This window comes from Streptomyces sp. NPDC047971 (assembly GCF_040653355.1).
In the GTDB taxonomy this organism is placed as follows: domain Bacteria; phylum Actinomycetota; class Actinomycetes; order Streptomycetales; family Streptomycetaceae; genus Streptomyces.
Map to the genome: position 1 here is coordinate 277,578 of NZ_JBEZNW010000001.1, position 26,323 is coordinate 303,900.

Genomic DNA, 26,323 nt, shown 5'->3' on the forward strand with positions numbered 1-26,323 from the left:
GGACCGTGTGTCGTGGCTCCGATGCGTACCGTGAACGCCAGGGGCTGCGGCCGCGGGGAGGTGCTACAACTGGGGTTGTGAGCCCGTCTCGTCTCTCGTGCCCGGCGTACTCGTGCGGCCGAACCTAGGCAGAAGATTCGGAAGCGTCGCCGGACAGGTATTCGTCCTCCAGGTGGCGATCGTGGTGCTGCTCGCCGCCGGGGCCCTGCTGGCGCTCGTGCTGCAGTCGCGGTACGACATCGACCGTGAGGCGCGCAACCGGTCGGTCTCCGTCGCTCAGACCTTCGCGAACTCGCTGGGCCTCCAGGAAGCGCTGAGCTCGCCGGACCCGTCCGCGATCCTGCAGCCTCTCGCCGAGGAGACACGCAAGGACGCGGGCGTGGACTTCATCGTGGTCATGGACACGAACGGCATCCGCTACAGCCACCCCCAGCCCGACCGCATCGGCGAGCGCTTCGTCGGCACCATCGAGCCCTCGCTCGCCGGCCAGGTGCACACCGAGAGCGTGGAGGGGCCGCTCGGCAAGGAGATCCAGGCGATCGTCCCGGTCACCTCTCCCCAGGGCGAGGTCGTCGCCCTGGTCTCGGCGGGTCTGACGGTGGAGAACGTGACGGGAATCGCCGACCGTCAGCTTCCGGTCATCCTGCTGGCCATCGCCATCGGTCTGGCTCTGGCCACCGTCGGCACGGCGCTGATCAGCCGAAGACTGCGCCGCCAGACCCACGGGCTGGGCACCCAGGAGATGACCCGGATGTACGAGCACCACGACGCGGTGCTCCACTCCGTCCGCGAAGGGGTGCTGATCACGGACGGCGAAGGACGACTGCTCCTGGCGAACGACGAGGCCGGACGGCTGCTCGGCCTGCCGGACGACGCCGAGGGACGACCCGTCGACGAGGTCGGCATGGATCGCCGCATGGCGGAACTGCTGCTGTCCGGCCGGGTGGCCACCGACGAGGTCCTCGAAGCGGGGGACCGGCTGCTCGTGGTCAATCAGCGGCCCACGCTCCCCGGGGGCCGCCCGCAGGGCTCGGCGATCACCATCCGCGACTCCACCGAGATGCGGGTCCTGAGCAGCCGGGCGGAGACCGCCCGCAGGCGGCTCAAACTGCTCTACGACGCCGGAGGCGACATCGGTACCACGCTCGATGTGGTGCGCACCGCGGAGGAACTCGCCGACGTCGCCGTTCCCCAGTTCGCGGACTTCGTCACGGTCGACCTGGCCGACCCCGTACTGGACGGCGACGAGCCCGGCCCGGGCGCCGACATGCGGCGCACGGCGGTCAGCGGCATCCGATCCGATCACCCGCTGTACCCGCTCGGCACACTGATCGACTTCCTCCCGTCCACACCGCAGGCCCGTGGCTACGGTACGGGCACGGCCGAACTCGTACCCGATCTCCATGACGCGCCGGGCTGGCATGCCCAGGACCCGTCGCGGACGTCCCAGATCGTCGCCTACGGCATCCACTCGCTCATCGCGGCTCCGCTGAAGGCCAGGGGGGTCGTGCTCGGCATCGTCAACTTCTGGCGGTCGCAGAAGCCGGAACCGTTCGACGAGGACGACCTGTCCCTGGCCGAGGAGCTCGTCGGCCGCGCAGCGGTCACGATGGACAACGCCCGCCGCTACACCCGCGAACACCATCTCGCCGTGACGCTCCAGCGCAGCCTGCTGCCGAAGGATCTGCCCGAGCAGAGCGCCGTGGACGTGGCGCACTTCTACCAGCCCGCCCAGTCCGGGGTGGGCGGCGACTGGTTCGACGTGATCCCGCTGCCGGGCAGCCGGGTCGGGCTGGTCGTCGGGGACGTCGTCGGGCACGGCCTGCACGCCGCGGCCACCATGGGGCGGCTGCGCACGGCCGTCCACAACTTCTCCTCCTTGGACCTGCCGCCCGACGAGCTCCTCGCCCGTCTCGACAACCTCGTGCAGCGCATGGACGAGGAGGGCGACAGCACCGCCCCGAACGGCGGCGTGCTGGGTGCGACCTGCCTGTACGCCGTCTACGACCCGGTCTCCCAGACCTGCGCCATGGCGCGGGCAGGGCACATGCCCCCGCTCGTGGTCGCCCCGGACGGCACGACGACGATCTCGGAACTGCCGGCCGGCCCCCCGCTGGGGCTGGGGGGCATGCCGTTCGAAACCATGGAGATGCACCTGCCGGAGGGCAGTCAGCTCGCCCTGTACACCGACGGGCTGGTCGAGGAGCGGAGTCGGGACATCGCGGAGGGCGTCGAGAAGCTGCGCACGGCTCTGAGCCACCCCGACCGGGACCCGGCCGCCAGCCGCCGCGCCGTGCTCGACGCCCTGCTCCCCGGCCGGCCGTCCGACGACATCGCGCTCCTCATCGCCCGGACCCGAGTTCTGGGCCCCGACCGGGTCGCGGAGTGGGACGTGCCGTTCGACCCGAGCGAGGTCGGCGCGGTGCGCAACCTGGCGGCCGAGCAACTCGAGGAGTGGGGCCTGCAGGAGCTCGCCTTCACCACGGAACTGATCCTCAGCGAGCTCATCACCAACGCCATTCGGTACGCCGCCGCGCCGGTTCGGGTCCGTCTGTTGCGCGATCGCACGCTGACCTGCGAGGTGTGGGACGGCAGCAGTACCGCCCCGCATCTGCGGTACGCCGCCACCACGGACGAGGGAGGCCGCGGACTCTTCCTCGTGGCCCAGCTCAGCGAGCACTGGGGCACCCGCTACACACCGGAAGGCAAGGTCATCTGGGCCGAACAGGTCCTGCCCCCCGCCGACGGTGCCCTCTCCTAGACCGCGGCTGTTCCGCGCTCCTCGGAGCAGGACGCCGGAAACGGTCGAGGGGCCGTCTCAGATCGCTCTGAAACGGCCCCTCGACCGACGACTCTCACGAGTCGGGACGACAGGATTTGAACCTGCGACCCCTTGACCCCCAGTCAAGTGCGCTACCAAGCTGCGCCACGTCCCGGTGCCCGGCCCTCCCCGGGTCTCCCCGGTGACGGCGTGCAAGAGAACATTACCTCACTTCGCGGGGCCGTTGGACGCGGCCGCGCCCGCTGGTCGGTGGCATACCCGCAGGCCGGGCAGTCGAAGGGAGAATGGGCGGGTGGACAGGACGCCGAGGGACCGGGACGAGGAGGGGCGGGCGCGCAGCGCGCGGCCGCGGGACGGGCTGGGGCGGCCGTTGCCGCACGGGGCGGAGGGGGTGCCGCGGCAGCCCGAAGGGGTGGTGCGGACTCCGGCGCAGACGCTCCGTGAGGCGCAGCGGCTGCTGGACGCGGGGCTGCCCTTCCACGCGCACGAGGTCTTCGAGGACGCGTGGAAGTCCGGCCCCTCCGAGGAGCGGGACCTGTGGCAGGGGCTCGCCCAGCTGGCCGTGGGGCTGACCCATGCCGCGCGGGGCAACGGACCCGGCGGGGCCCGCTTGTTGCTGCGCGGGGCCGACCGGATCTCCGGGCAGCCCGATCCGTACGGAGTCGACGTCGGCGGGCTCGTGCGGTGGGCCCGGGAGTTGGCGGACCGTGCGGACCGTGTGACCGACGCCGCGACCGAGGCGCCGCGCCTGCTGCCCGAGTAGCCCGGCGCCCCGGGCGTCACCAGGTGAGGTGGAGTTCCCGTGGAGAGCGGTGGATCAGGGTCGGCCGCATCTCCACGTCCTGGTCCTTCGCCAGTCGCAGCCCGGGGAATCGACGGACGAACAGCTCCAGGGTGAGGCGGAGTTGGGTGCGGGCGAGCTGGGAGCCCGGGCAGCCGTGCGCGCCGTGGCCGAAACCCACGTGGCGAGTGGGTGTCGCCGGGCGGGTGACGTCGAAGACGTCGGGGTCCTCGTGGCGCGTCTCGTCGCGGTTGGCGGATCCGTAGGCGACGAAGACGGTCGCGCCGGCGGGGAGTTCGGTGCCGGCCAGGACGACCGGCCGGGTGGTGGTGCGGCGGAACCCCTGGACGGCGGTGTCGAAGCGGACGGCCTCCTCCACCGCCCCGGGTATGAGTTCGGGCCGGGCGAGGAGCAGCTCCCACTGGTCCCGTCGGCGCAGCAGATGGAAGAGCGCGGTGCCGATCAGGGCCGTCGTGGTGAGGTGTCCGGCGATGAGGAGGTTCTGGAGGTTGGCGACGAGCTCGTTGCGCTGGTCGTCCGTGAGCTCGCGGGGGCCCGGGCCGAGGCCGGTGTCCGGGGCCAGGGCGGCGACCATCGCCGAGCAGAGGTCGTCGCGCGGCTGGGCGCGCCGCTCGCGGGCGTAGCGGTCGAGGAGGTGCTGGAGGGCGACGACGTCCTCGGCCGCCGCGAGCTGTTCGTCCTCGGCCATCGGCCGGAAGAGGAGCTGCTCGGCGCGGTGTCCTCCGTGCACCGCCACGGGCACGTCCTCCGGTTCGAGGCCGATGAGCCGGCCGATGACGGCGCCGGGCAGCCTGCGGGCGTAGGAGGTCATCAGCTCGGTGTGGCCGTCGGCGGCGAAGCCGTCGACGAGGCCGGTGGCGACCTCGGCGGCGTACGGCGCGAGGGCAGCGACGCGCGCGGCGGAGAGGCCGCTGTTGATCGGGGCGCGGTGGCGGCGGTGGGCGGCGCCGTCGGTGGAGACGACGGTGGGCCGGTTGCCGTAGCCGCGGGCGAGGACCCCGAAGACGGCGGCCGGGGGGCTGACGTCGGGACGCAGCGACTGTGCGGAGGAGAAGTCCTCCGGGCGCAGCAGCACCTCACGGACGTCGGCGTCCCTGGCGACCAGCCAGGCGTCGAGTTCGGGGACGAAGGTCAGCCCCGCGGTCCGTCGCGCCTGGGCGTAGCGGGGGTACGGGTCGCGCTGCAACGCGTCGAGCAGTTCGTGACGTGCGTGCGTCGGCAGGTCCACGCGGCTCCTCCGGGACGGGAAGGTGCGGAACTCGGTGCGGTCGACACATGGTGACCGGCACCGCGGATTCTGACTATGCCCCGGAGGCGTTCAGGGCACGCAGGAGTACGGAAGTGTGGCTGACGGACGGGTCCTTGGCGGCGGTGAGGAGGGTGACGGGGCCCTCGGCGGCGATGGCGCGCAGCCGATCGAGCGCCTCGGCGGCGGCGGGTTCGGCCAGCTCCCGCTCGTACCGCCGGCAGAACTCGTCGTACGCGCCGTCCGGGCCGTGGTACCAGCGCCGCAGTTCGGAGGAGGGGGTGAGCGCCTTGGGCCATTCGTCGATGCGGGCGTCGGTCTTCGCGAGGCCGCGCGGCCAGAGGCGGTCGACGAGGACCCGTACACCGTCGTCGGGTGCGGGCTCCTCGTAGATCCGTCGGACGCGGACGTCGGGTGCAGCGGCAGGCATGGGTCCAGGGTGCCGGAGGCCGCCGGGGGTCACATCTCGGCGCCCTCCGCCGGCCGCAGCGCCGGCAGCAGGACGGAGTCGACGAAGACGCGCATCGTCGAGGCGTCGGCGAAGCGTTCCTCGAAGAGTCGTTCGATGCGGAGCATCCCGAGGAAGCAGGGGGCGACGAAGCCGATGGCCGCGTTGTCCGCGGAGACCTCGCCGCGTTCGACGGCCCGCTCCAGGATCGTGTCGAGGGCCGCGACCTCCGGGCTGATGACGGTCTCGCGGAGGGCCTCGCGCAGATCGGGGTACTGGACGTACGCCTGGCTGACGGCCTCCATCAGCTCGGCGTCGTGGTCGCGGCGGGTCGCGGCCAGCCGGGCGGCCTCCCGGAGGTCGCCGGCGAGCGAGCCGGTGTCGATGCCGCCGAAGACGACGCAGCGCTGTTTGGCGAGTGCGGCGGTGACGAGCCGCGGCTTGGTCCCCCATTGGCGGTAGAGGGTCGCCTTGCCGCACTTGGTGCGGGCCGCGACGCCCTCCATGGTCACCGCGTCGTAGCCGCCCTCACGGAGGAGGCGGAGAACGGCCTCGTAGAGCTCGCTCTCCCGCTCCGGGGTGATCTTCCCTCGGCGGGCGGCGGCGGTGGCGGCCTGTGTGGACATCCCGTTCCTCCCGGACAGCTCTCTGCACATACGAGAGTAGGGGGTGCACAATCGAGACGCAAACGTATCGAGACGCTTGCGTCTCGATTGATTCGGATCTAGGCTTCCTCCGTTTGCTGCCGAAATGACGGAAAAAAGGGGCCGGGCCATGGCTGCCGGGATACGCGGGACACGTCCCACAGGACCGGGGCCGACCGCTACCCCGAACACCCCGAGGCCACCGCTGGTGCGGGAGCTGCTGCTCGTCACGGCCCTGTTCCTCGTCTACAAGTCGGGGCGGCTGTTCGCCAACGGCCACGAGCTCCGGGCCTTCCACAACGCCGACCGGGTATGGAGCGCGGAGCGGGCCGTCCATCTGCCCGGCGAAGGTTCCGTGCAGGCGCTGCTCCTGCACGGCGAGCCGCTCGTCCGGGCCGCGAACACCTACTACGCGGCCGTGCACTTCCCGGCCACGATCGCCTTCCTCGCCTGGCTCTACTGGCGCCGCCCCGCGCACTACGTCTGGTCGCGCCGCGTCCTCGCGCTGCTGACCGCCGCCGCGCTCGCCCTGCATCTGCTGATGCCGCTGGCACCGCCCCGGATGCTCGCCGCGTCCGGACTCGTCGACACCGCACGGGTCTACGGTCCGTCGGTGTACGGCGCGAGCCCCGAGACGGACACGATGGCCAATCAGTTCGCCGCGATGCCGTCGCTCCACTTCGGCTGGGCGGCGATGGTCGCGATCGGCCTGATCGTCGCCACCCGCGGCCGGTGGCGGTGGCTGTGGCTGCTCCACCCGCTGCTGACCCTGCTGGTCATCGTCGGCACGGCGAACCACTACTGGTTCGACGCGCTCGCCGCGGCGGCGCTGCTCGGCCTGGCGCTCGCGGTCGTGAGGAAGCCGGGTCCCGGAGAGAACGGCCCGGACCCGCGCCGGCCCTCCGCGGAGACCGACGGTCCGGCCCGGTCCGCCACGTCTGCCACACCGGTCGTGTCGGCCGGGCGGGTCGTGTCGGCCACCTCGGCCACCTCGGCCGCGTCGGACACGTCGGTCATGGCGGTCATGGCGGTCGCGTCAGCCACCTCGGCTGCGTGGGTCGCGTCTGACACGTCTGTGCCCACCGCTCGGGGGCGCGCCACCGGCTCGGAGGCGGCGGCGCAGCGCGCGGCGGCGGCCGCACCAGGCGCACCAGGTGGATCCACCACCCGGGCGATGTCCACCACGTCCACCGGTTCCGCGGCCCGCACGACGCACCGCGCACCCCGTCCGGCGGAGGCGCTGCGATGACCACCCCCGACGGCATCGTCCTCGCCGTACTGCTGTCCCTGGTCTCCGCCGCCGGATACGCCCTCGCCGCGGTCGCCCAGTCCCGGCTCGCCGCCTCGGCCCCCTCCGGAGGGGGAAAGGACGCACTCCGCGCGCTGCTCGCGCGCGGCCAGTGGTGGTGGGCCGTCGGCCTGAACGCGGCCGGCGCGCTGGCCCACGTGGCTGCCCTGCACTACGGCCCGCTGACGCTCGTTCAGCCCCTGGGCGCGCTCACCCTGGTGGCGGCGCTGCCGCTCGGGGCGTACTGCGCCGGGCGGCGGGTGACGCGGGCGGAGTGGCGCGGCGCGTTCTGGACCCTGGCGGGTCTGGTCGGCCTGATCTCGGTCACCGGCCCCGCGACGCCGGGCGACGCGCTCAGCCTCGACGAGGCTCTGGTCGTGGCGGCGTCGACGGCGCTGCTGATCGCCGCCCTCGCCAGGGGCGGACGGAGCGGCGGGGGCTCCGGTGCCGAAACGTCACGTCGGAGGCGGGTGCTCGGTCATGCGACGGCCTCCGGCATCGCGTCGGGGGTGGCCTCCGCCCTGACGCAGACGCTGACCGCCGCGCTCGCGCGGGAGCTGCCGGGCGGGGCGACGGCCTGGGGGCGGACGGCTCTGATCGCCGTGCTGATAGCCGCCTTCGCGGTGGGCGGCCTGCTGCTCTCGCAGACCGCCTACCGCGGCGGGCTCGCCGCGCCGTTGGCCGTGGTGAACCTCTCCAACCCGGCCGCCGCCGCCGTCATCGGCGTCGCGCTGCTCGGCGAGACCTTCCGAGCGGGCGCGTGGGGCTGGCTGATCGCGGCCGCCGCGTCGGTGGTGGCGGCGCGGGGCGTGGTGCTCCTGACGACGGGTACGGGAGCCGCTCTCACGACGCCGACCGACGCGCCCCGGGCACCCGCCCCGACCCCGGTGACCACGATCCCGGTCACCCCCGCCCCGGGAACCCCGGTCCCGGTCACCCCGGTTCCGCTCACCGCGACCCCGGTCGTTCCGGCCCCCGCGCCCGTGACGTCGGCGCCCCTGCCCGCCGTCGCCGTGACATCACCCCCGGCCGCTCTCACCGCCCCGGGTCAGCCGCCGCCCCCGCCCCGTACCGACGAGCCCGCGGCGGCGCCCTCGGCCGCGACGGCGCCCGCGCCGCTCGCGGGCTGACGGGGCCTCACGTCTCACCCGTCACGTCTTCGACGGCGGGCGGTCCTCCGTCACCTGGGCCGCGAAGATCGGTTCTGTGGACGGCTGGTACCCGCCCTTCTCCCCCGGCACGGCCGGTTCCAGACCGAAGAGCGCGCCGACCCCCATCGGCGGCATGTCCCCGTACAGCCCGTGGTACGCGCCGGCCCGGACCGAGTACATCTCGTGCCAGATGCCGACGGCCCCGTTGCTCGCGAAGTACCGCCGCCAGTACGCGCTCTGGGCGGGACGATGCCTGCGGGCGGACTCGGCGGCGTACGCGCGGATGTCGCCCGCCTTCCGCCAGTACTGGATGACGGTGGCCTCGCCGAACGAGGGCCCGAGGAGCATCCGGTAGCCGAGGAACCCGCTGTCCTGATCCGCGCGGAGCTCCTTGATCATGCCCGGCATGGCCAGGAAGACGGGCAGCCAGCCGCGGACCGATCGCCAGCGGTTGACCCGGATCCCGATGAGGAAGACGGCCACCGGTTCGTCGTTGGCCGCCATGAAGCGGCCGCGGCGCACCCGGCGCCGCTCCGCACGCCCCTCGGCGCCGCCCCGGTTCCACTCCAGCGCGGCGAAGAGCCGCGGTGCGCGTGTGGTGCTGGTTCCCGTTGCCATGGTCCACCCACCTCCCGTTATTGGATAGCTGAACTATCCTTGGAGGGCAGAGTAGAACTCCCGGGTAACCGTGTCGAGACGATGGGAACGGTGAAAGTCTTTGCGCCTCTCCGAGTTGAGCGACCGCGGCGGCGTGTCCGTGGCCACCGTGAAGTACTACCTCCGCGAGGGACTCCTGCCCCCCGGGACCCCCGTCACGGCACGGCAGTCGGAGTACGGCGAGGAGCATCTGCGCAGGCTGCGGCTGGTGCGGGCGCTCATCACGGTGGGCGGGATGACGATCCAGCAGGCCCGGGACGTCCTCGCGGTGGCGGACGATCCCGCCTTCGGCCGCCACGAGCGCGTCGGCATCGCCCAGTACATGCTCGGTCCCCAGATCTCTCCGCCGGACGCCACGGATCCCGAGCGCGCGCTCTGGGACGAGGTCTTCGCCGAGATGCGCGGCCTGCTCTCCGAGATGGGCTGGCGCGTGAACGAGGAGGCGCCGGCGCTCGCCGCGCTGACCCGGGCGGTCGTGACGCTCCGCTCGCTCGGCTACCGCGGCAGCGTCGAGCACATTCGGCGGTACGCCGAGGTGATGCACCCGATCGCCGCCGAGGAGCACACGGTGATGGACGAGCATCCGGTCCTGGAGGAGGCGATCGAGGCGGCCGTCGCGTACACGATGCTCTACGAACCGATCCTGCTGGCCCTGCGCCGGCTGGCGCACGAGGACGTCTCGGCGCACCGGTACGGGATCCCCCCGCCCCACCCTCCCCTTTCGTCATCTTGACGAAAAGAGAGGGCCCCCCTATCGTCATCATGACGACAAGGGGGAGTCCACCATGGCCGACATCACCCGCCGCGCCGGCTGGCGCCATCTGCGGTCCGCGCCCACCGCGCACATCCGCCACCACCGTCGCGGACGGCTCGTCCACGACGGGACCGGGCTCAGTTTCTGGTACCGGTCACTGTCTGCCGCGCTCTCCGAAGTCCCGGTGAACGACCGGGAGTTGGCGATGGCCTTTCACGCCAGGACCGCCGACTTCCAGGACGTGAGCGTGCAGTCCACGGTGACGTACCGGATCGGCGCACCGGAAGCCGCCGCCACCCGGCTCGACTTCTCGATCGACCCGGACACCGGCGCGTGGCGCGGCGCGCCCCTTGAGCAGATCGCCACTCTGCTGACCGAGACGGCGCAGCAGCACGCTCTGGACGTCCTGGCCCGCACCCCGCTCGCCGCGGCCCTCGTCGACGGCGTGGCAGCGGTGCGGGACCGGATCGCCGACGGGCTCGCGGCCGAGCCGCGGCTGCCGGCCACCGGCATCGAGGTGGTGGCGGTACGAGTGGTGGCGATCCGTCCGGAGCCGGAGGTCGAGCGGGCGCTGCGCACGCCGGCGCGCGAGCAGATCCAGCAGGAGGCCGACCGGGCGACGTACGAGCGCCGGGCGGTGGCGGTCGAACGCGAGCGGACGATCGCCGAGAACGAGCTCGCGAGCAAGATCGAGCTCGCCCGCCAGGAGGAACGGCTCGTCGACCAGCGCGGCACCAACGCGCGCCGCGAGGCCGAGGAGAGCGCGGCCGCCGATGCCGTACGGGCGGAGGCGGAGGCGGCGCGGAAGGTCCGGCTGGCACGGGCCGAGGCGGAGGCGGCGCGCGAGGTCGGCGAGGCCCGGGCGGCCGCGCAGGCGGCCTGGCTCCGGGTGCACGGGGAGGTCGACGCGGCGACGCTGCACGCGCTCGCGGTGACCCGGGCGGCGGAGAACCTGCCCCGGATCGAGCAGCTGACGCTCTCGCCCGACGTGCTGACCGGTCTCCTGGCGAAGCTGGGCGGCGGCGGGGCCACGTCGTGAGCCTGGCGCCGCGTGCGGTGCTCGTGCACCGCACGTCGGAGTACGAGGCACTGCTCGCCCGCCACGGTACGCACGGGCAGGCCGCGTTCTTCCTCTCCAGCCGCGGCCGGAGCATCGACGACGTGCGGGAGCGGCACGAGCGCAACCGCCGGGCGCTGGCAGAGGTGGCGGCGGCGGTGCCGCTGCAGTGGCGACAGGCCAGGGTGGAGCGGGCGGATCTGGACCGTTTCCTCTTCGGCCCCGAGGACGTGGTCGTCGTGGCCGGGCAGGACGGTCTGGTGGCCAACGTGGCGAAGTACCTGGACGGGCAGCCCGTCATCGGGATCGACACCGACCCGGGCCGCAACGCGGGCGTCCTGGTACGGCACCGGGCGGCGGACGCGCGAGCGTTGCTGGCGGCGGTGGAGCGGACGGGGGCGGCGACGGGGGCGGACGAGCTGACGATGGTGGAGGCGGTCACCGACGACGCGCAGCGGCTCCTCGCCCTCAACGAGATCTACCTCGGCCCGCCCGGCCATCAGACGGCCCGATACACGCTCGCCGTGGAGGACCCGGAGCCGGCGGCCGAACCCCAGGCGTCCTCCGGCGTCCTGGTCGGCACCGGCACGGGCGCGACGGGCTGGCTCCGCTCGCTCTGGCAGCAGCGCTCCAGCGCCCTGCCGCTGCCGGTCCCGACGGACCCGCGCCTCGCCTGGTTCGTCCGCGAGGCCTGGCCGTCCCCGACGACGGGCACGACGCGGGTGGAGGGCGTGCTGAGCTCCGGGCAGTCCCTCCGGCTGACGGTGGAGTCGGACCGCCTGGTCGCCTTCGGCGACGGAATGGAGTCGGACGCGCTGGAACTGACCTGGGGTCAGACGGTACGGGTGGGGGTCGCCCGCACGGCGTTGCGGCTGGTGGGCTGAGGCGACCCGGCGCCGGCCGACAGGCCGTGAAGGCAACCTTCGGGGCGCGGCGCGGACCGACGGAGCACGCGACGGCGACGGACGGGGCGCGGCGCGGACCAACGGAGAACGCGACGGCGACGGACGGGGCGCGGCGCCGACCGACGGGGCACGCGACGGCGACCGACAGGGCGCACAGGTGCGACCGGCGTTCGATCCGGCGTGCAACACGCCGCGTGGGCCACGCGGGAGCCGTAGGTGGCGTGGGTGGCGGGAATTGGTCGTCGGGTGATCTCCGACCGCTCGGCGCTCGCTAGGATCGGGCCGCTTCGTCCGGTTCGCCCCATCGCCCCGCGCTCCACCGGCAGTCGAAGGACCACCCATGCCCTCCGCCTCTCCCGCCCCCGACACCCTCCTCATCGGCCCGGCCACCCTCCAGGAATGGGAGCTCGTGCGCACCTGGGCGGCGGAGGAGGGGTGGAATCCGGGGGCTTCCGACGCGCCGGCCTTCTTCGCCCAGGACCCGCAGGGGTTCTTTCTCGGCCGGATCGACGGGGAACCCGTCTCCGCCATCTCGGTCGTCAACTACAGCGACCGGTACGCCTTCCTGGGCTTCTACCTCGTCCGTCCCGACCTGCGCGGCCTCGGCCACGGGCTGGCGACCTGGCGCGCCGCGCTCCCGCACGCCGGCGAGCGGACGGTCGGGCTCGACGGGGTCCCCGACCAGCAGGACAACTACCGCCGCTCCGGCTTCTCCCTCGCGTACCGCACGGCCCGGTACGTCGGTGAGCCCGCCGCCGACGCCCCCGCCCCCGACGTGGTCCCCGCCGGGGAGGTCGACCCGGCCGCCCTCGCCGCGTACGACGGCGCGTGCCACCCCGCCGACCGTCCGCGCTTCCTCTCGGCCTGGCTGACGACCCCGGGCCATCGCGCGCTCGCCCGGGTCACCGACGGCCGCCTCACCGGCTACGGCGTGGTGCGGCCGGCCCAGAACGAGGCGCGCGTGGGGCCCCTGTTCGCGGACACCCCCGCCGACGCGGCCGCCCTCCTGGACGCGCTGTCGTACGAGGCGCGGGCCTTCGGGGCACCGGGCATCGCGATCGACGTTCCCGAGGCCAACCCCATCGCCGCGCGGCTCGCCGAGGAGCGGGGCCTCGAACCCACCTTCGAGACGGCACGCATGTACACGGGCGCGATCCGCCCGGTGGCACGGGACCGCGTCTTCGGCGTGACGACCCTCGAACTGGGCTAGGGAGTGCCGCCGAAGTCCCGCCCGGCCCGCGGCGTGCGGCCCGCGGCGGCCGGGGGCGGCCTCGAAGGAGTCGCCGTGCCGCTCACTCCCGGACCCTTCGGCCGTGGCGTCAGCTCCCCGTGCCCGAGGGCTTCCGTGTCCGCTCGCTCCGGAGGCCGCTCGCGCCGAAAGCCTCCCCTGTCGGGCATCATCGCCTTTGTCGTGAAGGCGACCGACCCGAGGCGATCCGCACCGTCCGACCGGTCGAACGCCGTGACCCCGCGCGGGCGGTGACCACCGCCATGAGGCCGGGGTCGCGCCCGCTCGGGCCTACCGTCACCTCCGGCGGCCGCCCCGGCCCCACACCGCTCCCACCTGCGGTGACGCCCCGTGGCGAGGGTGCTCCCCTGCCGTCCCCGTAGGGCCCCCTCCCCCTCCCCCCGCCCCCCTCGGGGGGCGACAAGGGTTTTCCCCGTATCGAGTTCATCTCGGCTTTCCCTACTGTCTGCCGCACCGGCAGATCCCATCCCCAGAACCACGCACCCCGCAGGCGATCAGGTCGCCTGTCAGGTGCATGAGGGGGCGAGGGTGGTGTCCGCCGGTGACGGCCTTGACCCGGGCCGTCGCGCCGGTGGCGGCGCACGGGCCCCCCAAGCCCAGGGACCGGTGGACCGCAACCCCACGTCGCACCCCGTTCCCGCGCCGCCGCCACTGCTCCGCACCTACGTCGTGCTCGAAAGGGAACACCTTGAACAGTTCCAGGCGGAGAGTCATATCCGTCGTGGTCGCGAGCGCCGCCATCGTCGGCGCCGCTGCCACTTCCACCGGGGCGTTCGCCGCCGCCCCGGTCGCCGCGACCCCGAAGCCGGCTCCGGCTTCGCAGACGATGACCGCGCTCCCCAGCGCACCGATCGACAAGGTCATCGTCACCTACAAGTCCAAGACCGCCGAGGCCGGTTCGAACGCCGCCGCCAAGAGCGACGCGGCCGCCAAGGGCGCCGAGACGGGCGAGAGCCTCTCCTTCGAGCGCCGCCTCGCCGGTGGTGCCGCCCTGGTCGACCTGGGTGACAGCGCCACGAAGCAGGACGTCACCGAGGTCATGGACGCCTTCCGCGCCGACCCCTCGGTCGCCTCCGTGGAGCCCGACATCCGCGCGTACGCGATGGCGGTCACCCCGAACGACACGGACTACGCCAAGCAGTGGGACCTCTTCGAGGCCACCGGCGGCATGAACGTGCCCTCCGCCTGGGACAAGACGACCGGCTCCGGTGTCACCGTCGCCGTGATCGACACCGGCTACGCGGCCCACTCGGACCTGGCGGCCAACGTCGTCGCCGGCTACGACTTCATCTCCACCTCCGCCGACGCCCGCGACGGCAACGGCCGTGACGCGGACGCCAAGGACGAGGGCGACTGGAACGCGACCGACAACGAGTGCGGTCTCGGTTCCAAGGCCTCCAACTCCTCCTGGCACGGCACCCACGTGGCCGGCACCATCGGCGCGGTCACCAACAACTCCAAGGGCATGGCGGGCATCGCGTACAACGCGAAGATCCAGCCCGTGCGCGTCCTCGGCAAGTGCGGCGGCTCCTCCGCCGACATCGCAGACGCCATCACCTGGGCGTCCGGCGGCAGCGTGCCCGGCGTCGCCGCCAACGCCACCCCGGCCAAGGTCATCAACCTGAGCCTGGGCGGCGCCAGCTCCACCTGCCCGAGCGTCTACCAGAACGCGATCAACGGCGCCGTCTCGCGCGGTACCACCGTCGTCGTCGCCGCGGGCAACAGCAACGCCAACGCGTCCGGCTTCACCCCCGCGAACTGCTCGAACGTCATCACCGTGGCCTCGACCAGCCGCGAGGGCAACCGTTCGTACTACTCGAACTTCGGTTCCATCGTGGACGTGGCGGCCCCGGGCGGCGAGACCCGCCGCGCGACCGACACCCCCGGCACCGTCACCACCCCCGAGAACGGCATCTACTCCACGCTGAACTCGGGCACGACGACGCAGTCGGCGGAGAACTACAAGCCCTACCAGGGCACCTCGATGGCCGCGCCGCACATCGCCGGCCTGGCCGCCCTGCTGAAGTCGGCGAAGACCAGCCTCACCCCGGCCGAGATCGAGTCCGCGATCAAGACCAACGCCCGTCCGCTGCCCGGCACCTGCACCGGCGGCTGCGGCACCGGCATCGCCGACACCACGAAGACCGTGAACGCCGTCACCACCACCACGCCGCCGGCCGGCAACGTCTTCACCAACGCGACCGACGTGACGATCTCCGACAACACCACCGTGTCGTCCTCGATCGCCGTCACCGGCCGCACCGGCAACGCCCCCGCCGCCCTCAAGGTCGGCGTGGACATCAAGCACACCTGGCGCGGGGACCTGGTCATCGACCTGATCGCTCCCGACGGCACGGTGCGCAACCTGAAGGCGTCCAGCGGCTCCGACAGCGCCGACAACGTCGTGACCACGTACACGGTCGACGCGTCGAGCGAGGTCGCCAACGGAACCTGGAAGCTGCAGGTCCGCGACGTGGCATCGGGTGACACCGGCTACATCGACTCGTGGAACCTCACCTTCTAGTTCCCACCTGAACCACCCCCCACATCAGCATCATTGCTGGTCAGCGACGCGCTCGTGGTCTACACCACGGGCGCGTCCTGGCGTGGTGACAGAGTCCGGCTGTCCGAATGCCGGACAAGAGGCCTGGACTGCGCGCGTACGCTCCGTATTCTCTGCCCCACGGGGCTCACGGGCAGGGCCCGAGTGCCGGAGGGTGGTGGACACGTGACGACAGCGCCGCACCTCCCCCTGCGCCCCGCGGGCGTGGGAGGAGCACCGCCACCGGTGGGCCGGGAGGAGCTGCTCTCCCGCCTCGAACGCGTCCTGCACACCCGCGGACGCGCCCTGCTCACGGGACCCGCGGGCGTCGGCAAGACCGAGGTGGCCCTGGCGGAGGCCGCCCGCGCCGAATCCCGCGGCGAAACGGTCCTGTGGCTGCCGACACTTCCGGCCGACCGGGACATCCCGGGCGCCGTGGCCGCCGCACTCGTGGCCTCGGTGGCCTCGACGGTGGCCTGGCCGGACGTCGCCTCCGCCGGCACCACGCCCACCGCCGCCGGTCCGACCGGCCCCTCGGCGCCGACCGGCCAGGCCGCCGCCGCGAGCCTCCACGGCATCCCCACGCCGCGCACCGATCCCCTCTCCGACGGCGGCGCCACGGGCACCGGCGGCCTCGGGCTCACCGACGAACCCGGCGCTCTCCGTACGGCCGTCGGCCCGGTCACCGCCTCCGGCGTCTTCGACGGACTCCCCGGACCCCAGCGGACCGCCGTCGCCATGCTCTGCCGCGAGGCGCCGCTGCACGACGGCGGATGGGACCCGATCGCCCTGCGCCTCGGCATCGCCCAGATCCTGCGCGCCCTCACCGCCCGCGGCCCCGCCCTGCTCGTCGTCGACGGCGTGCAGCACATCGACGCCGACAGCGCGGACCTGCTGCGCTTCGCCCTCCATCTCGCCCCGCCCGCGCTGCGGGTCGTCGCGGTCGAGACCCCCGAGGCGTACGGCTCCGAGGACGTCCACGACACCCATCTGTGGGTGCCGTCGGAGGCCGACATCCTGCTCGTGCCCGCACTCCACGCCGACGAGATCGCCGCGCTGCTCATCCACCACCGGCTGCCCTCGCGGATGGCCGGCCGCATCCACAAGGCGAGCGGCGGCAATCCCCGCCTCGCGCTCGCGGTGGGCCGCTCACTGGCCGACGCCCGCACCCCGGTGCACCACGCGGAGGCGCTCACGCTCTCCGGCCGGGCCCGCGACCTGGCCCGGCAGCTCCTCGGCACGGCGCCGCCCGACGTCCGCGAGACCCTGCTGCTCGCGGCGCTCGCGCTGCGTCCGACGGCGGCGCTGATCCGACGGGCCGGGAGACCGAACGCGGAGGCGGACCTCGCCGCCGCCGAACGGGCCGACCTGGTCTCGCTCTCCGAGGACGGCACGGTCGCCTTCACGGCCGGACTGCTCCCCTCCACCCTGGTCCACGACGCCTGCTGGGCCGAGCGCAGCGCCGGGCATGCCGCGCTCGCCGAGGTCGTCGACGACTCCGTCGAGGCGGTACGGCACCGGGCTCTCGCCACCGACGTCCCCGACGAGGCCCTCGCCGCCGAGGTCGCCGCCGCGGCCGATCTCGCCCGGCGCCGCGGCAACAGCGCGCTCGCCGCCGAACTGGCCCTGCTCGCCGCCGGGTCGACCCCGGTCCAGCAGGGCGCGCAGCGCATCACGCGGCTCGTCGACGCCGCGGAGGAGGCCGCGCGGGCCGCCCGGGCCGACCTCGCGATGCGGGCGGCCACCGATCTGCTGGCACGGGACGCCGCCCCGTCGGACCGGGTCCGCGCCAGGCTCGCCGTCCTCGACACCGCGGGCCAGGGCCTCACCGGCCTCGACGAGATGTACGTCCACGCGATGGAGGACTCCGAGGGGGACACCGCGCTGCGGGCCGGCGTGCTGCTGCGGCTGGCCGTCAAGTACGTCCTGGCGGACGGTGATCCGCTGCGCTCGCGGGCCGCCGCCGTCGAATCGGCCGCGCTGGCCGCCTCGATGGGCGACCCCCGGACGGCGGCCCAGGCCCTGACCGTGCAGGCGCGGATGGACCGGGCGCTCGGGGCGTCGGACGCGGAGTCCGTGCTCGCCCAGGCCCGCGGCCTGGAGATGGCGGAGCGGCCGCTCGGGATCCGCAATGCCGCACAGATCCTGACGATCCGCCACGCGCTCTTCGACGACCGGCTGGCCGATGCCCGCGATCAGCTGAACGCCCTCCTGCCGTTGGTGCAGCGGCGCGGTTCGGTGGAGGACACCATCGAACTGTTCTCGACGCTCGCCGCGATCGAGTCCCGGATCGGGGCGTGCCCGGCGGCGCTCGTGCACGCGGGGCAGTCCCTGGCGCTGACCCTGGAGGCGGGTCTCTCCCCCGGCCCCGCCTGGTACACGCTGGCGCTCGCGGAGACGGCCGGCGGCAGCTTCGGGCGCGCGGCGAGCTACGCCCGGCGCAGTGTCCAGGCGTCGGAGGAGGAGGGCGACCGGGTCTTCCTCTCCCGCAGCCTCTACGCGCTGGGCCGCGTCCAGCTGGTGAACGGGGACGTCGCCTCGGCCCTGGAGACCCTGCGGCGGGTGCAGGCCAACGAGCGGGCCCAGTCGACCGTCGACCCGTCGATGCTGCGCTGGCACGAGGAGCTGGCCGAGGCCCTGCTCGCCAACGACGCGGCCAGGGAGGCGGCGGAGCTGCTGGCCGAGGTGCGTCCGGTCGCCGAGCGGCTCGGCCGCACGACCGTGCTCCTGGGCTGCGACCGCGCGTACGCGCAGTATCTGGCGGCGTGCGGGAAGACGGACGAGGCGGCGGAGCTGCTCGCCCGCACCTCCGAGCGGTTCGCCGAGGCCGGCCTCCCGCTGGAGCAGGGCCGGGCGCTCGTCGCCCTGGCCCGGGTGGAACGGCGGCGCCGTCGACGCTCGGCGGCGCACGGCGCGCTCCAGTCGGCGGCGGCCGTGTTCGAGCGCGCGGGGGCGGCGCCCTGGCTGGCCCTGACCAGCGAGACGCCCGTGGGAGAGGACGCCCCGTCGGCGCTCTCGTCACTGACGGACGCGGAGCTGCGGCTCGCCCATCTGGTCGGACAGGGGGCGAGCAACCAGGAGGCGGCGGCCAAGCTGTACTTGAGCGTGAAGACGGTCGAGGCGCGCCTCACCCGGATCTACCAGAAGTTGGACGTCCGCTCGCGGGCGCAGCTGGCGACCGCGCTCCGCGGCTGACGCGGGCCGGGGCGTCCGGCCGTCACACGGTGAAGGGCTTCTGGCCCAAGAACCCGGACGTGGGGCTTCCGGTCGTGTAGAGGTTCGGGCTCTGTGTGGCGGGCAGCCTGCCCTGGATCGCCCGGTGGAAGGGCCGGTAGCCGCCCTGGAAGGCGCCCTCGTCCCAGACACCGAGCAGCGCCTCCGTGAAGGCCCCGTTGACCGGCCCGTCGGAGGCGACCTGGTTGTCCTGGCAGGCCGAGATGAGGATCGCGGGCGGTCCCGCCGACTGCCCGTCGGGGGCCGCCTGGCGGAGGGAGCGCTGCAGCCGCTCGAAGAAGTCGCGGTCCCGCTCGTAGATCTCCATCTGCTTCGGTACGGGCATCAGCCGGACTCCGTTCTCCGGCCGGGGTACGCCGGGCAGCTCGATGGCGCTGCCGCTGTGGCAGCAGTCGAGCAGGGCGAAGATCCGGACGCCGTCGGCGAAGCCGCGGAACTCCTGGTGCAGCTCGTCGTCGAGGAACTGCCGGTCGTACAGGACGAGGGTCTCGTCGAGTTCGTCCGGTTCGTCGTCCGGCCCGGTCACGTCGGGCATCTGTCCGCCGTGTCCGGAGTAGGTGAAGAGCAGGATGTCGTCGGCGGCGAGCTTGGCCGCCGCCTGCCGCAGCGCCGCGGTGACGTTGTCCACGGTGCAGTCGGCGGTCAGCAGGACGGTGTCGGAGAATCCCGCGGCGCGGGCGATCCTGGCCATGTCGTGGGCATCGTTCTCGCAGGCCACGAGGGCACCGTCCCAGCCGTCGTAGGCGTCGGGGTCGACCTTGTTGAGTCCTACGTGGATGGACAGTCCGGCGGGCATGGCGTGCCTCCTTGGGGGTGAGGGAGGGAGGCTCCGGGGGCGGCTGATCGAGTGGCCTGCGGCCCGGTGCCGAGCGCGACCCTTCATGCGCGGTACTTACATCGTATGAAACAGACCGATCCCCCGTCCTCTCCACCACCCCCGCGTGCGGGCGGGCCGCGCCGGGACTCGCTCGCCGACCGGACCGGATACGACGAGAACTTCCTCGGTCCCGTGGTGCCGCTGCCCCTGCCCGTCCGCGCCTCGGTGGAGACGGTGACGCTGCCGTACACCCACTTCACCGTGGTCTTCCGGCCGGACCGGCGGCTCGCCGCCTCCACGGCGGTCTGCATCGAGGGCTCGCAACTGGCCGAGGACGTACCCCGGGACGACGTGTGGGAGTTCGATCCGCGGCTGCCCGAGGAACACCAGGCGGGCAACGACATCTACCGGAACAACAGCCTGGACCGCGGGCATCTGGTGCGCCGGCTCGATCCGGTGTGGGGGACGCCGGCGGTGGCGGGCCGGGCCAACACCGACACGTTCCACTACACGAACGCCGCTCCCCAGTCGGACGTCTTCAACCAGGGGAAGCAGCTCTGGCAGGGCCTGGAGAACTACCTGCTCGACCACGCGGCCGAGTTCGACCGGAAGCTGACGGTGCTCACGGGTCCGGTGCTGCACGACTCGGACCCGCCCTACCGGGGCGTGCAGGTGCCGCTGCGGTTCTGGAAGGTCGCCGCGTTCATGCAGGACGGCGCGCTGGCCTCGACCGCGTACGTCCTCGACCAGAGCCCCGATCTGAGCCGGGACGCCGAGCGGGCGCTGGCCGGGGCGAAGGCGGGCGCGCCGCCGCCGCTCGGCCCGTTCCGGACCTACCAGGTGCCGGTGTCGGACGTCGCGGAGATCACCGAGCTGGAGTTCGGACCGCTGCCCGATGTCGATCTGATGCCGGTGACGCGGGCGCCGGAGGACCGCTGGCGGCGTCTCGAGACCTTCGACGACATCGCCATGCAGGGCTGACCCGACCGGCCGGCCGCGCCCGCGGATCGCCCGTTTGCCACGGTCCCTGCCCGGTGAAACGATTGTTCTGGCAGGTTTCAGTCAGTCAGTCAGTCAGTCCCCGGCTTCCCGGGGGACGGCCGGGCAGGTGCCGTATGCCGCTCAGCGAAACCGAATGGGGACTCGTCACGAGCTGGGTGCGGGAGTACCTCCTCGACACCCCCGATCCCCTCACCCGGCTGCGGCACAGCGGCCTCTCGCAGGACTTCGTCGCGGATCTGGAGCTCACTCCGGACCGCGACGAGAACGCGCGGCAGCTGGTCAGGGCCGCGCGCCGGGACGTCGCCCACCAGCGCAGGCTGCTCGACGTGCTGGCCGGAGCCGACGGCCTCACCGGCGCGGGCATCGCCGAGGCGAGGATCCTGCTGACGCGCCTGCGGGAGGACGAGGCGGTGCTGCGCTCCTCCCAGGACCCCTTCCGCACCCTCGTCCTCGCCAACGGGACCGAGGTGTTCATCGACCGGCACGAGCTGCGCGAGAAGCTGCGCGCCTTCGTCGCCGACCCCGAGCAGACCGTCCTGGTCGTGGACGGCGAGCCCGACAGCGGGCGCTCGTACTCGTACCACCTCATCCGGCACCTCGGGCAGCACTGCGGCTTCCGTCCGGTACGGGTGACCCTCTCGCGCACCTCGACGGCCGCCCGCCTGGTGGAGCGGCTCGACGACTTCGTGGCACCCCCCGGCGCGGACCGAACGCCGTTGAATCCCACACAGTTGAACGATCCACTGCCGGCGATCGACGACGCCGTGCACCGGATCGTGAGCCGGGCGACCGCCGCGGAGGAGCGCTTCTGGCTGGTCCTCGACGAATGCGACAAACTCGATCCGAACACGGACGTCTGGGACTGCATCGGCAAGCTGGCGCTCGCCGTCTACGAGCACACACCGGCACGGCAGGCGGCCGTGCCCCGGCTCGTCCTGCTCGGCTACTCGCCCACGATGCGCCAACTCCCCTACGACATCAGGAAGAACGAGTGCCGGGACACGGCCCGTGTCGCCGGGGAGGACGATCTGCGCGAATTCTTCGCGGAGTTCTTCGCCCAGGAGCGCCCCGCGTCGGACGCCGCCGCGATACCGGCCCTGGTGGACGTGGCGGTGACGGAGGTCCTCCGAGCGGTGGACGCCCCCGGTTCACGGGACAGTTACATGCGCCGGGTGTGCACGGCCGTGGAGGAGACGGTACGGCTCTCCCGCTCCCTCGCCCCCGGCGGCGACCTCACCGGGGTGCTCCACCGGGCCATGCGCGACACCGCCGGATCGCCACCTCCCGCGCCGCCCGGACTGCGCACCGCCTACCGGCAGGCGGCCTGCCTGCTCGACGCGTTCGACCCCACCCGGCTGCGGCTGCCGGACGAGAGCCGGCCGACCGGGCGGGCGGCCCTGGCCCTCGTCGACGACTGCACCGCCCTGCCCTCGCACCACACCCCGTCCTGGACGCTGAAGCCGGAGGTCCGGGAGCTGACACTGAGCGGACTCGCGGGCCCCGAGGAAGCACGGCGCGCCCTGGCGGCCAACATCGGGCTCGTCCCGGAGGGCCCGGGGCCGGAGCGCACGGCGCTGGCCCTGCTGTCCCAGCCCGTGGCAGCTCCGCCGACCGAGCCGCCCGAGGCCGTGGCAGCTCCGCCCGCCGAGCTGTCCCAGCCCGTGGCAGCTCCGCCCGCCACCGCGCCGGAGCAGCCGGCACCCGCGCCGGACCGGTCGGCAGCGGCACCGGAGCTACCGGGGCCCCCGCCGGACCGGTCGGGATCCCCACCGGCCCCACCGACACCGACACCGGCACCGGCACCGGACGAACCGGCACCCGCCACGCACGCGCCGGGCGGCCGTCCGGACCGGCCCGGGGCGCCCTCGGCCCCTTCCGCCGTGGCAGACGACCCCGCCGGAGCCCGTCCCGGGGTGTCCGCGGTCGCCCGTGACCTCTCCGGCACCCCTCACGCCCCGCCCGCCACCGTTCCCGACCCCGCCCGGCCTCACGACGTCGAGGCGCTCGCGGACACGCTTCAGGCCGTGCTCTGGCTGAGCCGGGTCCCCGGCACGACCGGGCTGCCCGATGTCGACGAGGTGCAGCACCGGCTGGAGCGGGCGCGCCTGCTCCAGCCGCTGGAACGGCTGATCCGGGACACCGTCCACGGACGGCAGCGCGAACTCGACTCCCTGCGCGCCTACATCGCCCTGCCCGCCGAACCGGCGGAGCCGCCCGTCCTCATCCACGGCGTGGGCGGCGTCGGCAAGAGCACGCTGCTCGCCAAGTTCCTCGTCGAGAGCCTGCACGACTCCCCCGCCGGATTCCCCTTCGTCTTCATCGACTTCGAGCGCCCGACGCTCTCCATCCACGAACCCGCCACCATGATCGCCGAGTTCGCCCGCCAGCTCGGCATCCAGTACCCCCGCCACCGCGCGGCCTTCGGCGCGCTCGCCGACGAGTGCGAGGAGACCGCGGCCTCCCAGCGGGGCGAACGGAACCAGCTGGACGAGCTGTTCCAGCTGTCCACCACCCGCGCGACCCTCGGCCGCGACTACTCCGCCGGTTTCCACTCGCGGGCCAGCGCCCGTGAGCAGGAGCTCGCCCGCCAGGTCGCCGAGCTCGTCGCCGAGGCCGTACGCGGCCCGGCGGGCGCGACGGACCCGCCGCTGGTGATCGCCCTCGACTCCTTCGAGGAGGCGCAGTACCGGGGTTCGCCGGTCATCGGCCGCATGTGGGCGATCTGGACCGCCCTTCGCGCCGCCTATCCGCGGCTCCGGTACATCGTCTCGGGGCGGGCCCCCATCGACCACCCCGCCAGGGTCCTCACCCCCCGCACCATGGAGCTGGGCGAACTCGACCAGCAGGCCGCCGTGGACCTGCTGATGGCCTCCGGCGTCGACGACGAGGCCGTCGCCCGGGACCTCGCCGACCGGGTCGGCGGGCACCCCCTCAGCCTGAAGCTGGCGGCACGGACCGCGGTCGTCCTGGGGGAACGGTCCGAGTCGCTCGCCGATCTCCTGTCGAGCCTGCCCTCGCGCAAGCGCTGGTTCCACCACCAGGTCGACCAGATGCTCATCCAGGGCACGCTGTACGACCGCATCCTCAAGCACATCGCGGACGACGCGGTCCGCATGCTGGTGCAGGCCGGTCTGGCGCTGCGGGTCATCACCCCGGAGTTGATCCAGGACGTCCTCGCGGAGCCCGCGGGACTCCGGGTCGCCTCGCCGCAGGAGGCGCGCGTGCTCTTCGGACGGCTGGTCTCGCGGGCCGACCTGATGGAGTCGGCGGGGCCGCAGGCGGTACGGCACCGGACGGATCTGCGCTCGATCATGCTGCGGCTCTCCGACAGCGCCCGTACGGATCTGATGCGGGCCGTCGACCATCGGGCGGTGGAGTTCTACTCCGCCCGCGAAGGCCCCGCCGCACGCGCCGAGGAGATCTACCACCGGCTCCGTCTCGGCCAGAACCCCCGTGTGGTGGAGCGCCGTTGGCAGTCGGGCGTCTCCGCCCACCTGGCCGGGGCCGACCGCGACATGCCCGCCCGCTCGGCCGCCTTCCTGCTCGGGAGGATCGGCGGACACGTACCGGACCGGATCATGGCCGAGGCCGACCAGGAGGACTGGGAACGGATCGCCGCCCGGGAGGTGGAGGACCTGCTCACGCAGGGGTACGTCGAGGCGGCGGCGGAGCGGCTGGCCGAGCGCCGGCCCTGGACGCCCTGCAGCAGGCTGCACGGCCTCCTGGCGGAGACGCTGGCCAGGTCCGGGCGGCTCGCCGAGGCCCGGGAGACGGCCGAGGCGGCCGTGGACCGGGCGGAGGAGGCGGGGTGCGCGGAGACCCGGCTGGAGCTCCTGCAGGTCTCGGCCCGGCTCGCCCAGGACGCGGGCGACTTCGCGGAGGCCGACCGCGATCTGCAGGAGGCGGAGGACCTGGCGGGCGGCCTCGGCCTCGCCCACGAGTCGATGGGCGTCCTGGTCGCCAGGTCGCGGCTGGCCGTGCTCTCCGACGAGGGTTCCACCGAGACGGACACCCGCCTCGCCGGCGCCCTGCGCGGCATGCCGGACGCGGAGCTGGCCCGGCAGCCGGCCCTGGCCCGGGCCGCGGCGGCCACGGCGTCCCGGGTCGATCCGCAGCTCCTCGAACACACCCTGCGCCTGGTGGGTCTCCCCGCCGACGACGAGGCGGTGGTCGACGCGCTCTCCCGCTGGATCGAGACCGCTATGGTCGACGAGCCCCAGCTGCGCGAACCCCTCACCCGGATCCTGGAATCGGCGGCGGGAGGAGCCTCGCCACCGGCCGGAGCCGCGGGCTCCCGTGCCGCGGGCTCCCCTGACGCGCCCTCGGGCGGCCGGCCGTACGGGACGGTCGAACAGGCCCTGTGGGAGGCGCACCGGCGCGGCACGCTGGACAGCCTCGCGTGGCGGGCGCTGATGCTCAGCGACCGCAGCGGCGATCTGGTGGAGGGGGTCGCGGCCGCCATGGACGCGGGTTCCCCCGCGCGAGGGCCGATCAAGGAACCCGGAGGCAGCGGGACGGGGTTGTGGTCGCAACCGCCGCCGGACGCGGCCGAAGCGGCGGTCCGCACCGATCCGTACCTCTCCGCGGAGGACGTCGTGCGCGTCCGCAACGCCGCCCTGGAGGCGGGGCTCGCCGAGAACACCGTACGGCCGCTGCTCTTCGCGGGAACGACCGCGCACTTCCGGGCGAGCCTGCCGACGATGGACACCCCGCTGCGGCAGCTCCACTCCGACCTGCACACGATGAACCAGGTGGAACGGCTGATCGACGGGACGGTGCCGCTGGAGGTCTGGCTGCGCAACGCCATCGCCCAGACCGTCGAGGCGGGCCCGCTGACCGTGCTCCAGCGCGCCCTGGACGACGTGGCGCGTGACGCCGCGGGAGAGCCGGACCTGCCGCCGGAGATGATGCCGGGCGAGACCAAGGAGGAGATCATCTTCCGGGACGACACCGTGCCGTTCGAGTTCCTGCACGGCGGTGTCCTGGCCGGTTCCTCGGTCGCCCGCCTGAAGGTTCCGCCGTACGAGTCCGGCCGGCCCCAGCAGCCCGCCTACCCGCATGCCGGTACCGGCTGGATCATCGCACCGGGGCTGCTGATCACCAACCACCACGTGGTGAACGCCCGTACCCGCACGCCCGGCGCCCGGCCGAGGGTGGCGGAGGAGGACCTCCGTCTCCAGGTGGCCAACTCCCGCTCCCGCTTCGACTACGGCGCCGACGAGACGGAGACCGAGGAGGTGACGGCGGGCGCCCTGCTCGCCTGGGACGAGGCGCTGGACTACGCGGTCCTGCGGCTCTCGGAAGGGCTGCCGCCCCGGCCGCTGCTGAGGATCGCGACCGCGCCGCTGACGATCGGTACGGAACCGGTCGCGGTCAACATCATCCAGCACCCCGGCGGCCAGCCCAAGCGGGTCGCGCTGCGCAACAACCTCGTCTTCCAGGCGGACGACCGCGACGTGCGCTACTTCACCGACACCCGCAGCGGCTCGTCCGGTTCGCCGGTCTTCACCGACGACTGGACGGTGGTGGCGCTCCACCGCGGCACCCGCCGGATGGAGGAGGTCGAATTCCAGGGCAGGAAGACGGCGTTCGTCAACGTCGGCACCCAGATGAGCCGGATCCTGGCCCATCTGCGGGAGAACAGCGTGGAGTTGTACGAGGAGATCACCCGGGCGCAGTCGGCGACGGCCCCGCAGGACCACGAGTGGGCCGCGTGAGCACCGCCGCGTGAGGCGAGCGCCGTGA

16 protein-coding genes, 1 tRNA gene and 1 pseudogene are annotated in these 26,323 nt (G+C 73.5%); 12 read left to right on the top strand and 6 right to left on the bottom strand.

Translation table 11 applies throughout. The annotated features are described in order from the left end of the window. The first annotated feature begins 172 nt into the window (after window positions 1-172). The gene (locus tag AB0D99_RS01210; protein WP_362355491.1) at window positions 173-2,761 is read left to right on the top strand and encodes a SpoIIE family protein phosphatase; all 2,589 of its coding nucleotides are present in this window, start codon (window positions 173-175) and stop codon (window positions 2,759-2,761) included. A 101-nt stretch (window positions 2,762-2,862) separates the two neighbouring features. Here AB0D99_RS01210 and AB0D99_RS01215 read toward each other — a convergent pair. Continuing rightward, window positions 2,863-2,936, bottom strand: a tRNA-Pro gene (locus AB0D99_RS01215). Window positions 2,937-3,074: 138 nt separating this feature from the next. Here AB0D99_RS01215 and AB0D99_RS01220 point away from each other — a divergent pair. Continuing rightward, window positions 3,075-3,545 carry a DUF309 domain-containing protein gene (locus AB0D99_RS01220; RefSeq protein WP_362355493.1) on the top strand — a complete coding sequence of 157 codons (471 nt, stop codon included), beginning with the start codon at window positions 3,075-3,077 and terminating at the stop codon, window positions 3,543-3,545. Window positions 3,546-3,561: 16 nt separating this feature from the next. On the opposite strand, the gene AB0D99_RS01225 is transcribed toward AB0D99_RS01220, so the two are convergent. The 3 genes from AB0D99_RS01225 to AB0D99_RS01235 form a co-directional block, all read right to left on the bottom strand. Further along, a complete protein-coding gene (locus tag AB0D99_RS01225; RefSeq protein WP_362355495.1) occupies window positions 3,562-4,812 on the bottom strand; it encodes a cytochrome P450 in 1,251 nt (416 codons plus the stop codon). Between the two features lie 73 nt (window positions 4,813-4,885). Then, window positions 4,886-5,260 (bottom strand): DUF488 family protein, encoded by a 375-nt coding sequence (locus tag AB0D99_RS01230; protein ID WP_362355497.1) that lies wholly within the window; start codon window positions 5,258-5,260, stop codon window positions 4,886-4,888. A 29-nt stretch (window positions 5,261-5,289) separates the two neighbouring features. Continuing rightward, complete coding sequence (locus tag AB0D99_RS01235; RefSeq protein ID WP_362355499.1) at window positions 5,290-5,904, bottom strand: TetR/AcrR family transcriptional regulator; 615 nt, start codon at window positions 5,902-5,904, stop codon at window positions 5,290-5,292. 148 nt (window positions 5,905-6,052) lie between these two features. Between AB0D99_RS01235 and AB0D99_RS01240 the strand changes: the two are divergent. Both AB0D99_RS01240 and AB0D99_RS01245 read left to right on the top strand, forming a co-directional pair. Continuing rightward, window positions 6,053-6,781: pseudogene (locus tag AB0D99_RS01240) on the top strand (phosphatase PAP2 family protein); the annotation flags it as partial. A gap of 386 nt (window positions 6,782-7,167) precedes the next feature. After that, window positions 7,168-8,340: a DMT family transporter gene (locus AB0D99_RS01245; RefSeq protein ID WP_362355501.1), complete on the top strand. Its 1,173-nt coding sequence runs from the start codon at window positions 7,168-7,170 to the stop codon at window positions 8,338-8,340. A gap of 21 nt (window positions 8,341-8,361) precedes the next feature. Here AB0D99_RS01245 and AB0D99_RS01250 read toward each other — a convergent pair whose 3' ends face one another. Beyond that, window positions 8,362-8,979 carry a DUF4188 domain-containing protein gene (locus AB0D99_RS01250; protein ID WP_362355503.1) on the bottom strand — a complete coding sequence of 206 codons (618 nt, stop codon included), beginning with the start codon at window positions 8,977-8,979 and terminating at the stop codon, window positions 8,362-8,364. 115 nt (window positions 8,980-9,094) lie between these two features. Between AB0D99_RS01250 and AB0D99_RS01255 the strand changes: the two genes are divergently transcribed. The 6 genes from AB0D99_RS01255 (at window position 9,095) to AB0D99_RS01280 (ending at window position 18,720) form a co-directional block, all read left to right on the top strand. After that, window positions 9,095-9,751, top strand: a complete 657-nt coding sequence (locus AB0D99_RS01255; protein WP_362356031.1) for a MerR family transcriptional regulator — start codon at window positions 9,095-9,097, stop codon at window positions 9,749-9,751. A gap of 52 nt (window positions 9,752-9,803) precedes the next feature. After that, a complete protein-coding gene (locus AB0D99_RS01260) occupies window positions 9,804-10,811 on the top strand; it encodes an SPFH domain-containing protein (RefSeq protein WP_362355505.1) in 1,008 nt (335 codons plus the stop codon). Next, on the top strand, window positions 10,808-11,713 hold the full coding sequence (locus AB0D99_RS01265; protein ID WP_362355507.1) for a hypothetical protein: 906 nt from the start codon (window positions 10,808-10,810) through the stop codon (window positions 11,711-11,713). The genes AB0D99_RS01260 and AB0D99_RS01265 overlap by 4 nt, the downstream gene beginning before the upstream one ends. Before the next feature lie 361 nt (window positions 11,714-12,074). Beyond that, window positions 12,075-12,944: a GNAT family N-acetyltransferase gene (locus AB0D99_RS01270; protein ID WP_362355509.1), complete on the top strand. Its 870-nt coding sequence runs from the start codon at window positions 12,075-12,077 to the stop codon at window positions 12,942-12,944. An 865-nt stretch (window positions 12,945-13,809) separates the two neighbouring features. Next, window positions 13,810-15,507, top strand: coding sequence for a S8 family serine peptidase (locus AB0D99_RS01275; RefSeq protein ID WP_362356033.1), 1,698 nt, complete (start codon window positions 13,810-13,812; stop codon window positions 15,505-15,507). Between the two features lie 204 nt (window positions 15,508-15,711). After that, window positions 15,712-18,720, top strand: coding sequence for an AAA family ATPase (locus AB0D99_RS01280; protein WP_362355511.1), 3,009 nt, complete (start codon window positions 15,712-15,714; stop codon window positions 18,718-18,720). Between the two features lie 22 nt (window positions 18,721-18,742). Here the strand turns inward: AB0D99_RS01280 and AB0D99_RS01285 are convergent, their stop codons facing one another. Continuing rightward, window positions 18,743-19,555, bottom strand: a complete 813-nt coding sequence (locus AB0D99_RS01285) for a caspase family protein (RefSeq protein WP_362355513.1) — start codon at window positions 19,553-19,555, stop codon at window positions 18,743-18,745. A gap of 105 nt (window positions 19,556-19,660) precedes the next feature. Here AB0D99_RS01285 and AB0D99_RS01290 point away from each other — a divergent pair, with 105 nt between their 5' ends. Together AB0D99_RS01290 and AB0D99_RS01295 are read left to right on the top strand one after the other, a co-directional pair. After that, window positions 19,661-20,557, top strand: a complete 897-nt coding sequence (locus AB0D99_RS01290; RefSeq protein WP_362355515.1) for a DNA/RNA non-specific endonuclease — start codon at window positions 19,661-19,663, stop codon at window positions 20,555-20,557. A 134-nt stretch (window positions 20,558-20,691) separates the two neighbouring features. Next, a complete protein-coding gene (locus AB0D99_RS01295; RefSeq protein ID WP_362355517.1) occupies window positions 20,692-26,295 on the top strand; it encodes a trypsin-like peptidase domain-containing protein in 5,604 nt (1,867 codons plus the stop codon). Window positions 26,296-26,323 lie beyond the last annotated feature (28 nt).

Excerpts from the sequence above, each read along its gene's own strand:
- AB0D99_RS01250 (WP_362355503.1), bottom strand. The coding sequence starts at position 8,979 with ATGGCAACGGGAACCAGCACCACACGCGCACCGCGGCTCTTCGCCGCG.
- AB0D99_RS01230 (WP_362355497.1), bottom strand. The coding sequence starts at position 5,260 with ATGCCTGCCGCTGCACCCGACGTCCGCGTCCGACGGATCTACGAGGAG.
- AB0D99_RS01245 (WP_362355501.1), top strand. The coding sequence starts at position 7,168 with ATGACCACCCCCGACGGCATCGTCCTCGCCGTACTGCTGTCCCTGGTC.
- AB0D99_RS01285 (WP_362355513.1), bottom strand. The coding sequence starts at position 19,555 with ATGCCCGCCGGACTGTCCATCCACGTAGGACTCAACAAGGTCGACCCC.
- AB0D99_RS01235 (WP_362355499.1), bottom strand. The coding sequence starts at position 5,904 with ATGTCCACACAGGCCGCCACCGCCGCCGCCCGCCGAGGGAAGATCACC.
- AB0D99_RS01270 (WP_362355509.1), top strand. The coding sequence starts at position 12,075 with ATGCCCTCCGCCTCTCCCGCCCCCGACACCCTCCTCATCGGCCCGGCC.
- AB0D99_RS01295 (WP_362355517.1), top strand. The coding sequence starts at position 20,692 with ATGCCGCTCAGCGAAACCGAATGGGGACTCGTCACGAGCTGGGTGCGG.
- AB0D99_RS01260 (WP_362355505.1), top strand. The coding sequence starts at position 9,804 with ATGGCCGACATCACCCGCCGCGCCGGCTGGCGCCATCTGCGGTCCGCG.
- AB0D99_RS01290 (WP_362355515.1), top strand. The coding sequence starts at position 19,661 with ATGAAACAGACCGATCCCCCGTCCTCTCCACCACCCCCGCGTGCGGGC.
- AB0D99_RS01275 (WP_362356033.1), top strand. The coding sequence starts at position 13,810 with ATGACCGCGCTCCCCAGCGCACCGATCGACAAGGTCATCGTCACCTAC.